This window comes from uncultured Gordonia sp., assembly GCF_937858515.1.
Taxonomy (GTDB): domain Bacteria; phylum Actinomycetota; class Actinomycetes; order Mycobacteriales; family Mycobacteriaceae; genus Gordonia.
Map to the genome: position 1 here is coordinate 1 of NZ_CALLZT010000215.1, position 14,355 is coordinate 14,355.

At 62.6% G+C, this 14,355-nt stretch carries 14 protein-coding genes; 9 read left to right on the forward strand and 5 right to left on the reverse strand.

Annotation, left to right across the window (positions count from 1 at the left end):
- Positions 1–155 (forward strand): HAD family hydrolase (locus Q0627_RS21370; protein WP_298812735.1); only part of this gene is annotated, 155 nt, incomplete at its 5' end.
- Between the two features lie 28 nt (positions 156–183).
- Here the strand turns inward: Q0627_RS21370 and Q0627_RS21375 are convergent.
- On the reverse strand, positions 184–1,233 hold the full coding sequence (locus tag Q0627_RS21375) for a hypothetical protein (protein WP_291012431.1): 1,050 nt from the start codon (positions 1,231–1,233) through the stop codon (positions 184–186).
- Positions 1,234–1,371: 138 nt separating this feature from the next.
- Between Q0627_RS21375 and Q0627_RS21380 the strand changes: the two genes are divergently transcribed.
- Both Q0627_RS21380 and Q0627_RS21385 read left to right on the forward strand, forming a co-directional pair.
- Entirely contained in the window at positions 1,372–2,253 is an 882-nt protein-coding gene (locus tag Q0627_RS21380; RefSeq protein ID WP_298812713.1) for a siderophore-interacting protein, read from the forward strand.
- A gap of 29 nt (positions 2,254–2,282) precedes the next feature.
- Positions 2,283–2,951, forward strand: coding sequence for a helix-turn-helix domain-containing protein (locus Q0627_RS21385; RefSeq protein ID WP_298812717.1), 669 nt, complete (start codon positions 2,283–2,285; stop codon positions 2,949–2,951).
- Here Q0627_RS21385 and Q0627_RS21390 read toward each other — a convergent pair.
- Positions 2,933–3,325, reverse strand: a complete 393-nt coding sequence (locus tag Q0627_RS21390) for a VOC family protein (protein ID WP_291012442.1) — start codon at positions 3,323–3,325, stop codon at positions 2,933–2,935. The two genes, Q0627_RS21385 and Q0627_RS21390, sit on opposite strands and share 19 nt — an antisense overlap.
- 88 nt (positions 3,326–3,413) lie before the next feature.
- Here Q0627_RS21390 and Q0627_RS21395 point away from each other — a divergent pair, with 88 nt between their 5' ends.
- Entirely contained in the window at positions 3,414–4,478 is a 1,065-nt protein-coding gene (locus Q0627_RS21395; protein WP_291012445.1) for an acyl-CoA dehydrogenase family protein, read from the forward strand.
- On the opposite strand, the gene Q0627_RS21400 is transcribed toward Q0627_RS21395, so the two are convergent.
- Positions 4,475–4,996: an MmpS family transport accessory protein gene (locus Q0627_RS21400; protein ID WP_298812723.1), complete on the reverse strand. Its 522-nt coding sequence runs from the start codon at positions 4,994–4,996 to the stop codon at positions 4,475–4,477. The genes Q0627_RS21395 and Q0627_RS21400 overlap by 4 nt on opposite strands.
- A 31-nt stretch (positions 4,997–5,027) precedes the next feature.
- Complete coding sequence (locus Q0627_RS21405; RefSeq protein WP_291012451.1) at positions 5,028–5,438, reverse strand: hypothetical protein; 411 nt, start codon at positions 5,436–5,438, stop codon at positions 5,028–5,030.
- Positions 5,439–5,815: 377 nt separating this feature from the next.
- Here Q0627_RS21405 and Q0627_RS21410 point away from each other — a divergent pair, with 377 nt between their 5' ends.
- From Q0627_RS21410 to Q0627_RS21430, 5 genes are all read left to right on the forward strand, one after another.
- A complete protein-coding gene (locus Q0627_RS21410) occupies positions 5,816–7,732 on the forward strand; it encodes a helix-turn-helix domain-containing protein (RefSeq protein ID WP_291012480.1) in 1,917 nt (638 codons plus the stop codon).
- Positions 7,733–7,900: 168 nt separating this feature from the next.
- The gene (locus Q0627_RS21415; protein ID WP_291012454.1) at positions 7,901–9,526 is read left to right on the forward strand and encodes a class I SAM-dependent DNA methyltransferase; all 1,626 of its coding nucleotides are present in this window, start codon (positions 7,901–7,903) and stop codon (positions 9,524–9,526) included.
- Positions 9,519–10,754, forward strand: a complete 1,236-nt coding sequence (locus Q0627_RS21420) for a restriction endonuclease subunit S (protein ID WP_291012457.1) — start codon at positions 9,519–9,521, stop codon at positions 10,752–10,754. Before Q0627_RS21415 ends, Q0627_RS21420 begins: the two co-directional genes overlap by 8 nt.
- A gap of 74 nt (positions 10,755–10,828) precedes the next feature.
- The gene (locus Q0627_RS21425) at positions 10,829–13,189 is read left to right on the forward strand and encodes an AAA family ATPase (RefSeq protein WP_291012460.1); all 2,361 of its coding nucleotides are present in this window, start codon (positions 10,829–10,831) and stop codon (positions 13,187–13,189) included.
- A 7-nt stretch (positions 13,190–13,196) separates the two neighbouring features.
- Positions 13,197–13,751 (forward strand): hypothetical protein, encoded by a 555-nt coding sequence (locus Q0627_RS21430; RefSeq protein WP_291012463.1) that lies wholly within the window; start codon positions 13,197–13,199, stop codon positions 13,749–13,751.
- A 330-nt stretch (positions 13,752–14,081) separates the two neighbouring features.
- On the opposite strand, the gene Q0627_RS21435 is transcribed toward Q0627_RS21430, so the two are convergent.
- The coding region (locus Q0627_RS21435; protein ID WP_298812732.1) for a hypothetical protein at positions 14,082–14,355 on the reverse strand (274 nt) is incomplete at its 5' end.

The following is a 14,355-nucleotide window of genomic DNA, read 5'->3' on the forward strand; positions in this document are numbered from 1 at the left end:
TCGGCGACATGCCCAACGACATCGAGATGCTCACCTGGGCCGACCACGGCGTCGCGATGGCCCACAGCGATCCGGCCGCCCTCGCCGCCGCCGACGAGGTGACCGCGGGCAACGACGACGACGGAGTGGCCGTAGTCCTGGAACGCTGGTTCTGAACCCGCGGTGGCCGTTGAGCACGCGGATCTACCGGAGGATCTCCTCGATCGAGGAGGCGGTCACGGCCCGCACCGTCCATGTGCTGAGCTGATCGGTATCGGTGCACGCATTGATCCGGTCGCGGGATGCGTCGTCGACGGCGATGTTCTTCGTCGCGAGCATCGTCAGAAGTGTCTTGGCCTGATTCGCCACCTGCCGTTCGAGTCCTTGCTCGAGTCCTTGCTCGAGTCCTCGTTCGAGTCCTCGTTCGAGTCCTTGCTCGAGTCCTTGCTCGAGTCCTTGCTCGAGTCCTCGTTCGAGTCCTCGTTCGAGTCCCTGTTCGAGTCCCTGTTCGAGTCCCTGTTCCAGACCCGCTCGCAGACCCTCCCGGAGCCCTTCCGTCTGAGCTTCGGCTTTGAGTTTGTCGATGAGTTCGCGGCCCCAATCGGTTTCCGCGACCCATGCGTGGGATTGGGTTGTCAAAACGACCTCCAGTTGCGCTAGGACATGGGCAGGGAAGACGGTCTGTGTGATCGCAGCGTACATCCGATGATTGACGATGTCAGGGTCGAAAACCGCTGGAAGTGCACGGAGAACATCCCAGTTGCCGGGATGCGTCATTGCCGAGAGCATCGCCAGATCGGGATCGGCGCGCGCGGCCGCGGTATTGGTGATGGGAGGTATCCGGGATGGACCCAGAACTATCGGGATGAAGGAGCCGTGTCCGGTCTCGACTGGTGTGGCGGCCCATCGTGCTGTTCTCTCGTCGGGACACAGGACGAGCAGGTAGACGGCATGTCGGAGGCGGCTCCGCAAGGCGGCCGCGTAGTGCGGCCAACTGAACCGCTTGTCGTTGTCGGGTCGCCGTTGGTTCTCGACGATGAGACCAGCCACGGGGTCGCCTGCGGAGTCGCGAAGGACCAGAACGGCATCGGCGAGGAGCTGTTTGGGGACGGCATCGGTCAGATCCGAGTCGTCGACGGTGACACTGTCGTGTTCGGGCACCGTGACCTGGGCGAGGCCGGTGAGCAACTCGACCCCGAACTCCGCGCGGTTACGGATCAGTTCAAGGGGCGCTTCGTGTTCCGGTGACGGCATGGAACAAATGGTATGGTCCTGTTCGCGCATCGGGTCGCGTGAGCAGGGCCTGTCGGCACATCTGTGGATAAGTATTCAGTTGTACACAGCCAGCGGTCGGCACACGCAGCCGTAGTCAGGTGGTCGACAATGGCAGTCATGAGATGGGACAGTTTCGTCGGTACGCTTACGGGGATCGGGCACGTCACGCCGAACATGATCCGTGCGACGTTCGTCGTCGACGGTGGGTATGTGCCTATCAGACCCGGCGATGAGTCGGTGGTGCTGTACTTTTCCCGAGACGGCGTCGCGTTGCGGACCGAGCAGAGCGACGGCCCGGAGTCGTTCGGCGGCTGGGAGGTCGCCGACACCGACCGCAGCCTGGGTAACCGCAACTTCACGATCCGCGGCTACGACAACGTATCTCGCGAGCTGATCATCGACATTGCCGAGCATCCGCATGGACTCGCCGTCGACTGGTTCCGCAAGGCGGAGCCGGGGTGGCAACTGCTGATGGCCGGTCCGCGGTCGTGGTACGACCCACCCGCCGACGCCACGCGGCATGTGCTGGGCGCAGACCTGGCGGCGCTGCCGGCGCTCGCCCGTATCCTGGAGAACACCCCCGGCCATATAGCCGTCACGGTTCTCGCCGAAGTGCTTGATGCCGAGGATCTTTCATACCTTCCGCACCGAGACAACACCACCGTCGTCGAATTGGTCGGTTCGGGAAACGATGCCGCTGAGTCGCGGTTGTCGGCGGCCCTGGCCGAACTCGACCCGAAACCCGATGCCTATGTCTGGTACTCGGCTGAATCGGCCGATATTCGTGCCGCCAAAAAGACCTTGCGTGCAGCGGGATTCGGCAGAGACCGGTACGACGTCGTCGGCTACTGGCGGCGGGATTCCGAGCGGTGGCTCACTCGCTTCAATGTGCGGGCCGACGAGTTCATGAAGGTCTATGACGAGGCGGTGGCTGCGGGGCAGTCTGCTGACGAGGCGCTGGACACCTACGAGCAGGCGCTCGAACAGGCAGGGCTGTAACGGATCTGGTGTCGGTCAAGGAGAGTGGGATGGGTGATCGGTCGGCCGGTGTGCTGTGGCGTGCGGGTCATCTTGCCGGTGAGTACACGGTGCTGCCGGACGGATGTATGGACATCATCTGGACCGGTGAGCGGCTCCTCATCGCAGGTCCCGACACCGGTCCGTATGTCGGGAGTTCACCGAACACGTGGTCGCCCATAGGGTTTCGGTTCCGTCCCGGTGCCGGTCCGTCGGTGATCGGCCACGCCGCCTACGCTCTGACCGATGCCCGAATCCCCGCCGCGGATCTCTGGCCGTCGTACCGGGTCGATCAGTGGACCGAACAGCTTTGCGGCGGTGATGATCCCGCGGCAGCACTGGCGATGCTCTGTACGGAAACGGCTTATCGTCCCCCACCGGTGGCGGCTGCCGCGACGATGCTCGGCGATGGCGGTTCTGTGGCGGACACTGCCGACCGACTCGGCATCACCACCCGGACTCTGCACCGACTATCATTGCAGCACTTCGGGTATGGACCCAAGACACTCGCCCGGATCCTGCGCATGAAACGCGCCGTCGCCCTGCTGCCCCGCGCCGATCCCACGACCGTCTCGCATGCGGTGGGCTACGCCGACTACGCGCACATGTTCCGCGATCTCACCGAGCTCACCGGCCGATCACCGGTCACCTTCACCGCCGATCAGGCGAGCGCACAGTAGAAGTCGACGGCGTTGCCGTCAGGATCGCGGACCGTCGCATAACGCTGGCCCCACGGGGCGTCGAACGGTGCGTGTACCGACGGCGCACCCGCGGCGACCAGTGCGTCATGCACGGCGTCGACGTCGGTCGGCGTGGCGCACGCGAACGCCACCGCCATCGCGTGACCACCCGCCGGCGGTGTCCACGACGGATCGATCGACGTCATCACCTCCCGCGTGTCGAACATGACGCGCCAGTCACCTGCCTGCGCCTCCGCATGCGGTGCGGATGTGGCGTCACCGGCGAAGCTCAGGCCGCACCGCGTGTAGAACGCAACGGCCGCGGCCATGTCGGCGACCACGATGGACAGCGCGTTGGGAATCGGTTTGTTCATGACGTCGACGCTAACCGGCGACACCCCGGCGCCGCATGAACGTTTCGGACACGCCGGAATCAGGCAGCCGGCGTCGTAGGGTGGTCGGGTGAGCGCTGACAATCAGGAAGAAGCCGGTCGCGAGCTCGTCGCCGAGGCCTACCGGATCGCCGACGACGTGCTGTTCCCGGCGGCGGGTGAAGTCGACCGGACCTCGACGATCCCGGACTCGCACTGGCGCACGCTCGCCGACGCCGGCTTCTACGGCATTGCACTACCGGGCGAACTCGGTGGTCCGGGACTCGAGTTCGGGCAGCTCATCGAGATCCTCGAGGTGATGATGAGCGGCTGCCTCACCACCGCATTCACCTGGCTCCAGCATCACGGTGTCGTGATCGCACTCGCCACAACATCCAATGCTGAACTGCGGGAACGTTTTCTGTCTAAAGCGACGTCGGGGACGAAGCGCGCCGGCGTCGCCTATGCGGGAGCCGTCCCCACGCCGCCGCGGATGCGTGCGACCCGCGTCGACGGTGGCTGGCGCCTGGACGGTTACGCGCCGTTCGTCAGCGGTTGGGGCATCACCGAACTGCTGCAGATCAGCGCCCGCGATGTCGACACCGACGACGTCGTCGCGGCGATCATCGAGACGGACAAACTGCCGACGTCTGCGGTCCGGTCGGCTTCGGTTGATCTGACCGCCGGAAATGGTTCCCGCACAGTTGCGTTGGCGGTCAATTCGCTGATCGTTCGCGACGCCGACGTCGTCAGCCGGGTTCCGCTGGAAACCTTCTTCGCCACCCAGACCATCGGCGTCCGGATCAACGGGACTCAGCCGTTCGGGGTGATCCGCCGGTCCGTCGGACTTCTCGACGAGTCCGGCCACGCCGACGCGGCACAGGCGTTGCGCCGCCGCGGTGACGAGGTCCGTTCCCGCCTCGACCAGGGACTCGGCGACCCCGATGCCCTCATCCGGGCCCGCGCCGACGCGGCCCGGCTGGCGGTCGATGCGGCGTCGGCGCTGGTCGCGGCCGGCGGCGGCCCGGCGCTCATCAGGGGCTCCCATGCGGAGCGGCTGGTCCGGGAGGCCGCGTTCACGCTGGTCGCGGCCAGCCGCCCCGCATTGAAGGATCTCCTCGTTCACCAATTCAGTGGCGTGGAGGACAGTTCCTAACCGACGCTGCCGGAGCAGTTGGCGCTGGCGAACGGACCTTTGGCCGTCTGGGTGTACTTCACCTCGCCGTCGACGACGATCTCGCAGGTCGAGGTCGCGCCGTCGTCGCTGCTGTTGGTGACGGTCAGCGACGCGATCTTGCCGAACCCGGATACCGTGACCTGCTTCTCCCACGGCAGCGGCGCGTCGGTCTCCTGCGCCATGTTGAAGTCCTTGTCGGTCCAGGTGATCGAACCCGTTCCGGTTCCGGTGACGCGGTAGGTGACGATGACCTCCCGGTTCATCTCCTTGTCGATCTCGTTGGCGGCGCCGCCGATGAGTGCTACGCAGCCGCCGACCATCGCGACGAACAGCAGGATGATGCCGCCGAGAATCCACGGCCACTTCTTGCGCTTGCGCGCGGGCGGCATCTGCGGCGGGTACTGGCCCCCGTACGGCTGCTGACCGTACGGCTGCTGACCATACGGCTGCTGGGGATACTGCCCCTGCGGGAACTGGGGAGGCGGATTGTTGCTCATGATTCTCCTTGGGATGTTGGGCGGGTGGTGGTCAGCAGACGGCGAGGGCGTAACGGCCCGTCGCCGAATTCACCGACTTCTGAACGCCGTTGACGAACACTCGGCATTCGGCGTAGTAGCCGTCTGTCTGGATGGCGGCCGCGGTGAGCTGGTAGGTCGACCGAGAGGTGAATGACTGCGTGCCCGAGTACAACTTGGAGCCGGACCGCGTGTACTTGCCGTATGTCGGCAAATGGGTTGTGGTGAGCGAGGATTGATCGTTGTCGGCGTTGAACCAGTTGGACGACATGTTGTTTGCGACGTCGCTGATGAAGACGTAGCGGACCCGGTCGCCGGCGGTGGGGTCCTCGGTGCTCGCGACCGCGGTGCCTACCCCGATCGCGACGTTGGCGGCTGCGGCTGCGGTGATCGCGACGGCCGCGACAATCTGCTTCTTGTTCATGAAACTCTCCTTCATGTGGACGCGAAAGTGTGACTCGCTGATCCGGTTATGCGGACGGCCGGCAACGATCCGGAGTCCGCGTGGGTGGGTCGATATCGAGGTAGAGCGGCCTCGCCGCCCTCTGCTACCTCAGGAAACCTGTGCAGCTTGTCGATGCCGAGGACTATTGCATGAGGGTCTGACAAACCGGTTCGGCACTTGTTCTCGACCACCAGGGCCGGCGGCCTGCACAACGATGACCTGGGCAAGACCTGGTGTCGATATCGATTGCTGTTAAGTGGCCTTAACAGGAATCACGCATCCGAATGTCACGCCAGACGGCTACTGTCGTCGACGGAAGGAATCGGTGCGACCACGAGGAGGTGACCGGCGTGAGCATGTTGACGATGCAGGACATCGCGACCCTGGCGAGGGTATCCCGCCCTGCCGTCAGCCAGTGGCGCAAACGCACCACGGTGCGCGGCGAGGTCATGCCCTTTCCCGCGGTGGTCGAGCGCGTCGACGGCGTCGACCGCTTCGACCGCACCGACGTCGTCGACTGGTTGCAGCGCACCGGTCGCGGCAACAACCAGGCCGATCAGGCCCTGGATGCGGCAGCTTTCACCGCCCCGGACGAGGCACGTTTCGGCGATGTCGTCACCCTGCTGGCGCTGTACGCGCTGTCGGGGGCCGATTTCGGGTCGATGTCGCACAGCGATCTCGTCGACACTGCCCGCGCCGCCGACCCCGACGACGAGTTGCTGCTTCGCGAGGTGCGCAGGCTCTCGGTCACGGGGGATGTGCTCGGCTACGTCGATGATCTGATCGGCGCCTCGTACGGCCCCGCCGACGCTCTCACCCGGCTGGAGACCAGCAGAGTCGGACGGGAGCTCGGCCTGCGTGATCTGACAGCCGACGCGGTCGACGTGGTGCGCACAGTGGTCGGCGCCGCACGCACCCATATCGGTGGTGACGGTGTGCCGCTGATCCCGGCCGGCGATCCGGCGCTTGCCCTATCGGTGGCCGCCCCCGAAGGATCGCTCGTGGTGCATGCACGCGACGCCGCCACCCGTGAATTGCGGCGTCGCGCACTCATTCTGGGTGTCGACGTCGACTCAGTGGCGTACCGCCCGACGGTGACGGTGTCGTCGCTGGTGGGGCTCACCGATCGGGAGGCCCTCGACGGCCTCGACGACGTCGTGCTCGATCTCGCGCCGGGCTGTGCGGCGGTGGTGCTGGGCCCGGCCAGGGAACTGACCGATCATCTGGCCGGGTCCCTGCACACGCGGCGCCTGCAAACCCTGGGTGTCGGCAATCTGGTTGCCGCGCTGCGTCTTCCGCGTGGATTGTGGCGGGAGGCGCACCGTCAGTGTCTGGGTGTGTGGGTATGCCTGGGCGGGGCGGAGGCCGGCGAGGTGGCGACGGTCGATCTGGCGGCACCGGGTGAGTCAGCCGATCTCGCCGCCGATATCGCTGCGGCCCTTGAGGATTCCATCGTCGGTGGTGGCCTGGCCGGGTCGCGGCGGGCCTACCGTTACGCGCGGTCGCGTGAGTTACAGCGGATCCGCACTTCGGGCACGCTCGTTCCCCGTGGCACGAGTGCCCCGCGCCTGCTCACCGACGACCCGTCGCAGTACACCGATCGGGTGCACGCGGCAACCCTGGTGACATCGGCGCTGCTGCCGCCGCTCGACGTGCCGATCGGTATGTCGCCGGGCCGATTCCGGTTGCAGCAGTATTCTTTTCACGAACTATGCGAACGTGGTCTCATCTCGGTGTATTCGGGGAGCCGGTTCAATGCCGACCATCACGATCCGGCCGGAACGGTCCCGGTACTGCCCGATCGCACGCTCATGCTCGACCCGTTCGACGCGGCCCAGCTCTACCCGAAGGCCCGCCGCACCGACCCCGGCGACGTCGTGTTCACGGAAAAGCCGCTGCCGCGGGCCTGGATCGACCCGCACGGCGGCTCACTGGTCGCATCCCCCGCCAAACTCCTGCGCATCGGCCCCAACGCCGCATTCGGTCCGAACCTGCTGGCCACCGCCGTCAACACGCTCGCCGAACCGGGTTCCGAATGGCAGACGTGGAGCATCCCCAACCTCACCGACGACGACGCCCGCCACCTCGAAACCGTCCTGGCCCAGGTCACCGGCTACCGCACCGAGGCCGAAGCCAAGGTCCGCGCCGCCCACGATCTGGCGACAGCCCTGATCAACGGCGTCGCCGCCGGTGCTGTCACCCTGGACACCGCCGACACCACGACCGGAATCGAGGTAACCACCCACACCGCCCGACCCGCAGACGGACCCTGAGCCCAAAGCGACGAAGGAGCTTTCCCTATCGCAATCGTGACCGGCAACACCGTGGTCTCATCTTGATCCCTGAGGCCGAAGCGACGAAGGAGCGAGGGTCACGAAGGGTCCGGCGACCCAAGGCTCCCAAACCAACCACCCATAACCGCAAAGAGGAACCCCCACCCCATGCCCCCCGGCCAAAAACAGCCCCCCGCAACCCCTTCGACGATGAAGGAACTCAAGGACACCCTGTGGAAGGCCGCCGACAAACTCCGCGGCTCGCTGTCGGCGAACCAGTACAAGGACGTCATCCTGGGCCTGGTGTTCCTCAAATACGTCTCCGACGCCTACGACGAACGCAGAGAAGCGATCCGGGCGGAGCTGATAGCCGACGGCATGGACGACGACCAGATCACCGAACTGATCGACGACCCGGAGGAGTACCAGGGCTACGGCGTGTTCGTGGTCCCCCCGATCGCCCGCTGGACGTATCTGGCCGAAAATGCCAAAGGCAAACCGGCCACCGACGATCAGCCGGCCAGGAACGTAGGCGAGCTGATCGACGAGGCGATGGACGCGGTAATGGCCGCGAACAAATCGCTACAGGGCACCCTGCCCCGAATCTACAACCGCGACAACATCGATCAGCGCCGCCTCGGTGAACTGATCGACCTGTTCAACAGCGCCAGATTCTCAAGGCAGGGCGAACACAAGGCCCGCGACCTGATGGGCGAGGTCTACGAATACTTCCTCGGCAATTTCGCAAGGGCCGAAGGCAAACGGGGCGGCGAGTTCTTCACCCCCCGCAGCGTCGTGCGGGTCATCGTCGAAGTCCTCGAACCCAAGAAGGGCCGCGTCTACGACCCATGCTGCGGTTCGGGCGGCATGTTCGTGCAGACCGAACAGTTCATCTACGAACACGACGGCGACCCGAAAGACGTCGCCATCTACGGCCAGGAAGCCATCGAAGAAACCTGGCGGATGGCCAAGATGAACCTCGCCATCCACGGCATCGACAACAACGGCGTGGGTTCGCGCTGGGGCGACACCTTCGCCCGCGACCAACACGCCGACGTCCAGATGGACTACGTCATGGCCAACCCCCCGTTCAACATCAAGGACTGGGCCCGCAACGAGGACGACCCCCGCTGGCGCTACGGCGTCCCCCCGGTCCGCAACGCCAATTACGCCTGGCTGCAACACATCCTGTACAAACTCGCCCCCGGCGGCAAAGCGGGCGTGGTCCTGGCCAACGGCTCCATGTCGTCCAACTCCAACGGCGAAGGCGACATCCGCCGCGAAATCGTCGACGCCGACCTCGTATCGGCCATGATCGCCCTCCCCACTCAATTGTTCCGCTCCACCGGAATCCCGGTCTGCCTCTGGTTCTTCGCCAAAGACAAGACAAAGGGCACCCAAGGTTCGGAGGACCGTTCCGGCCAGGTCCTGTTCATCGACGCCCGCGACCTCGGCTACATGGTCGACCGCGCCGAACGCGCCCTCTCCGACGACGACATCGTGCGCATCGGCGACACCTACCACGCCTGGCGCGGCTCTAGTTCTGCTGTGGCCAAGGGTATCTCGTACGAGGATGTCCCCGGCTTCTGCAAGTCCGCTTCGTTAGCCGAGATCGCCGCCGCCGGCTACGCCCTCACCCCCGGCCGCTACGTCGGAGCCCCCGAAGTAGAAGACGACGGCGAACCCATCGCCGAAAAGATCGCCCGGTTGAAGACGGAGTTGTTTGCGGCGCTGGATGAGTCAGCGCGCTTGGATGTTGTGGTGCGGGAGCAGATGGGGCGGGTTCATGGGTGAGGTAACGACTCTAGGCACGCTGGCAGATGAGGGTGTCCTCGAATTGGGTGATGGCTATCGCACCAAGCGTACGGAACTCGGCGACGAAGGGTTCCGTATTCTCCGTGTTGCGGACATGGAAGACTGGGCCGTACATGCAGACGGCCCGGACCACGTCCGAGAGGAGTACCGACGTGCGATCGGACCCAAGCTGAGCGAACCTGGAGACGTGCTTCTGTCAACGAAGGGCACTGTGGGCCGTGTCGCGATCTACCCGGAGGGCTTGGAGCAGGTCGTTTACAGCCCACAGATGTGCTATTTCAGGGTTCGGCCAGGGAATGGTTTACATCCTCGCTACCTCGCCTACTGGTTCAAGTCATCGGCCTTCGGCCGCCAACGGAGCGATAGATCTGCAAGCACTGATATGGCCCCTTATATTTCGCTGCGGGATCTGCGTTCAATTGAACTATCCCTGCCACCGCTGAGAACCCAACGAGCCATCGCCGAAGTCCTTGGCGCTCTCGACGACAAGATCGCAGCAAACGAGCGGGCGATCGCGGCTGGGAGATCCCTGGCGAAAGCGGAGTTTGAGCAGTTCAGTCGGTCGGTAGGGAGCGAACGGATGTCACTTTCCGACCTCGCTGCTCGCGGGTCGCTCGCATTCGGTGACGGGTACCGGACGAAGAAGTCGGAGCTGGCAGAGTCGGGCTATGCGATAGTTCGGGCCGCTGATGTGAAGGGAGCGAAGCTGACGTTCCCGGATGGGGGAAACTGCGTCTCAACCGATTACGCAAGCAGGATCGGCGCCAAGACTATCCAGCCGGGTGATCTTGTCATGACGACGAAGGGAACCGTCGGACGAGTTGCGGTGGTACCTAGTCAGGTCGATCTGGCCGTCTACAGCCCACAGTGTTGCTACTTCCGGGTAGAGGACGCGAGCGGTCTTGACTGGGGCTACTTTGCCGGCTGGTTCCTCAGCGACGATCCGCAACGCCAGATCGAACCCCTGATGCATAAGAGCGACATGGCGCCATACGTCAACTTGAAAGACGTCGGCAGCGTATCGATTCCGGTCCCGGACATCGCGACACAGCAAGAAATCGGAGCGGTTCAACGTCAACTACTGGGTCAGGCCCACGCACTCGTGAACGAAAACGCTGCCCTCGCGTATACCCGCGACCAACTCCTCCCTCTCCTGATGTCGGGAAGGATTTCGGTAAACAGCATCAACGGTGGTTCACCTGAGTAGCCTGGAATCGTGACGTGTCGACTACCTAACGGTAGGTGGTGGTTTCGTCCCGATCCAAGAGGGAGGAGTATCAGGTGAATCCTGATATTGAATATACGGCCGAATTCGCTACGGCTCTTGACGCGCTGCACAAGGGTCATAGCATATTCTTGACCGGTAAAGCTGGAACAGGTAAGTCCACTCTGATACGTGACTTCATTGCTACATCTGACGCCCAAGTGTTCGTTACCGCTACCACCGGAATTGCCGCGCTCAATATTGGTGGCGAGACTGTTCACCGGCTGCTTGGTATGAAACCAGGAACGACTGAGTACGATGTGAATAGCGGCAGCTATCATCCGAAGTCACGTTCGCGGGTTATCAGATCGATTCAGACCCTGATTATCGACGAGGCGTCGATGTTGAGGGCGGACACCTTCGACATGATTGTCGCAATACTTGAAATGTATGGCCCGCAGCCGGAGAAACCCTTCGGAGGTGTGCAGCTCGTTCTCGTCGGTGACCTGTATCAGCTCCCACCAGTCGTTCGAGATGAGGAGAAGGACTATTTCCGGACCGTGTACGATTCTCCGTTCTTCTTCTCCGGCCACCGATATATCCGTGAACTCGTTCCACCGTTCGTCCTGACCAAGGTTTTTCGCCAATCAGGTGACCCTGAACTGACACAGCTGCTCAACGAAGTACGAGAAGGAGATGCCGCAGGAGGTGTGTGTGATGCGCTGAACCGTCGTGTGATTCCTGACTTCAGTATTCCGAATGATGAGTTCTGGTTGACGTTGACAACCACCAATAGGATTGCAGCCGCGCGGAACAGCATGAGGCTCGACGCCCTGGAAGGTGTTTCGTACGAAAGCCATTCCTCAGTCGAGGGCGATATTTCGGATGTAGAGGAGCCGAACGATCCCGTCGTGAAGTACAAGGTGGGTGCACAGATCATGATGCTTACCAATGATCCTGCCGATCGGTGGGTCAATGGAACGGTCGGCACAATTGTGGCTGTTGATCCTACTGAAGGCGATCGGGTCCTGGTCGAATTCCGAACGGGTGGCACTGCATGGGTAGGTCGACACCGTTGGGAAACTACACGTCCTAGCGTAGAGGATGGCAGAATTGTGCACCAGGTTGTCGGCGTATTCGAGCAGGTTCCTTTCAGGCTTGCCTGGGCGATCACGATTCACAAGAGCCAAGGCCAGACGCTCGATCGGATGGTCGTGGATCTATCGGGGGGTACGTTCAGCGATGGGCAGACTTACGTTGCACTCAGTCGTGCAACTTCCTTGGAAGGGATAGTGCTTACTAAGCCTGTTGCGCCGAAGGACCTGAGGACCGACATCCGGGTGAAGAGGTTTCTGTCTCCGCATGACCCTGGTGCCGTGGAAGCTCCTCGGTGTGCCATATCAGTCTGGACGGTGGGGGCGGACTCGACGTTCGGGGGCAAGGCGCGGCCAGTGGAAATTGGTGTAGCGTTCTCCGACGGAAGCAGAATATCCAGCATCGTAAATCCGCAACGAGACCCAGGAGACGCACTGGCGGACTACGGCCTATCGAACGACGACCTGTTGATTGCTCCGACGCTGACGGAGGCGTGGTCCGTGATCGCACCTTTCGTTACAGGTTGTACGCCGGTTGGTGCCGACCTGGACCGCGTCGCCGAGATTCTTGACCACGAGGCCAAGAGACTGGGACAGTCGATTGCATTGCCACTGGGAACGGTAGTGACAATCATGCCAGACGACATTCAACCCAGAACCGCCTTGCAACAGGCAGTTCGTGATCTGTATTGGGCATCGTTAGGTCCTGTTGACGACGTAGCCCAGGTCTTCTCGGAGTATGAGGAACGAGGCTCGTCGTCTGGGTACCTCCTATCGCGAGACGGGCTGGTACAACCGGAATCGGCCGGGTCCCGAATTTCGGGGAGCCAAGTGGTTCGCGACAGCTTGATTCTGAGCGAAGTGGCTTTGCACAAGCGTCCGGACGCAGGGTCGATTTCCGAGGATTTCGTGACAGACGGCCACGTCGCCCGCGCTGTAACCGCGCGCCTTCGGAGCGTGGCTGAGGGCGCTGGGCGTCTCTCGGAGGGGCTTATCGAGCGGCTGGACCGCGTAGAAGCGCTCGTGAGATCGCCGCTCCGGGATGCGACCGATCTCATGGCACCTTGTCTTGCGGAAGTGTTGAGGCCCGGCGCGAGAGTATGCTTTACCGGCAGCTACGTTGATCCAAACGGGGAGGTGGTGAGCAAACGGGATCTGGAAGCACTTGCCGGCAGGAGCGGCTTGACGGTGGTCAAGGCTGTGACCAAGAGTAGATGCGATGTGCTTGTAACCGCACAGATAGGGTCTCAGTCAAGGAAGAGTCAGGACGCGAAGAAGTACAACAAAGCAATCGTCGCGACCGGAGAGTTCCTTGACTGGGTTTCGGAAGTAGAGGAAAGGTAGATAGAGGGTGTTCTCTTATGTCGTGGTTGTCAACGCCGGCGAGGACCGGGTAATTTCTTGGCAGGTTTCGGTACGTCCTGAGCCGGTGATGACAAGATTGGTCGGAGCATGGACGTCCGGGCACGTGCCCGCATCGAAGACCAGCGCTGTACTACTTGCAGGCCAGGGACCGACCCCGGAATCGGTGATGGAGATGGAGGTTTTCCAGTTTGAAGAATGCTGGAAGGTGGTACTCGCTGAACAGCATCGGTTGGAAACATTGAACACATTGTCACTGACGAAGTCCGGCGCGCCGCGGGCACCCATTGAATGGTCGATGATCCCCGATGTTCTGACCTTCGATACAGCTTTCCAGACCCTTCCTGGCGTTACAGATGACCCAGACATTGCATACACCCTGGGGATCGCGCGGTGGGTGCAAAGCCTCGCGGATGCTTGGGCTGAGCTTGAGACGATCAGGACCAGTCGGGACCACCTCCGTGGTGAAACTGACCATCCTCGGACGTTTCCCGGTGCTCCGGGGCTGGCCGAAGCCGTGTGTAGCAGCGAGTCCGTTTGCTGATGACGAGCGGTAGCGTGGCGATGATCGCGAACGTTGGGCATATCGACACTTCATGCTTCCTTCGGTCCCCACTACCGCCTGCACCCAAAGCGGCGCGATAGCGGTCGCATGTGGCAGGGTCCGGTACCCTGTGGTGTGTCCGATTTCTATCTCTATTGCGTGACGACATGAGCTACGAGCGAACGTCACGAAAAATGTTCGGTGATCTGATCGGAGTTCCTCAAGGGCCACAGCTTCCGGGTCGTCTACGAGATCCTCGGCGCAGAGGGCAGCCGGAAAATTGTCCGTCAAGGACATTCTCGTATAGTGCCCCAAGGTGAAATTGATATACTAATTTCGCCTTTCCCATCGATTGGATGTAATCTCGATTAGCACACGTGCGGGTGTATCATCGTCGTTTTCTGGCAATCTAGTTTCGCTCAGGATGATCCGCTCCACTCGAGTGGCGAGTGTCTTGAAATCGACATACCTGGGATCATCGGAGCTGTACCAGTCCAGCGGTACGCGATCACGTACCGCTTCACGCAACTGTTGAAACCGTTGCCTGAACTGACCTAGATCCGCGAGTAGTGGTGGGAGTTCCGGCGTTTGAGAAGACAAAAGT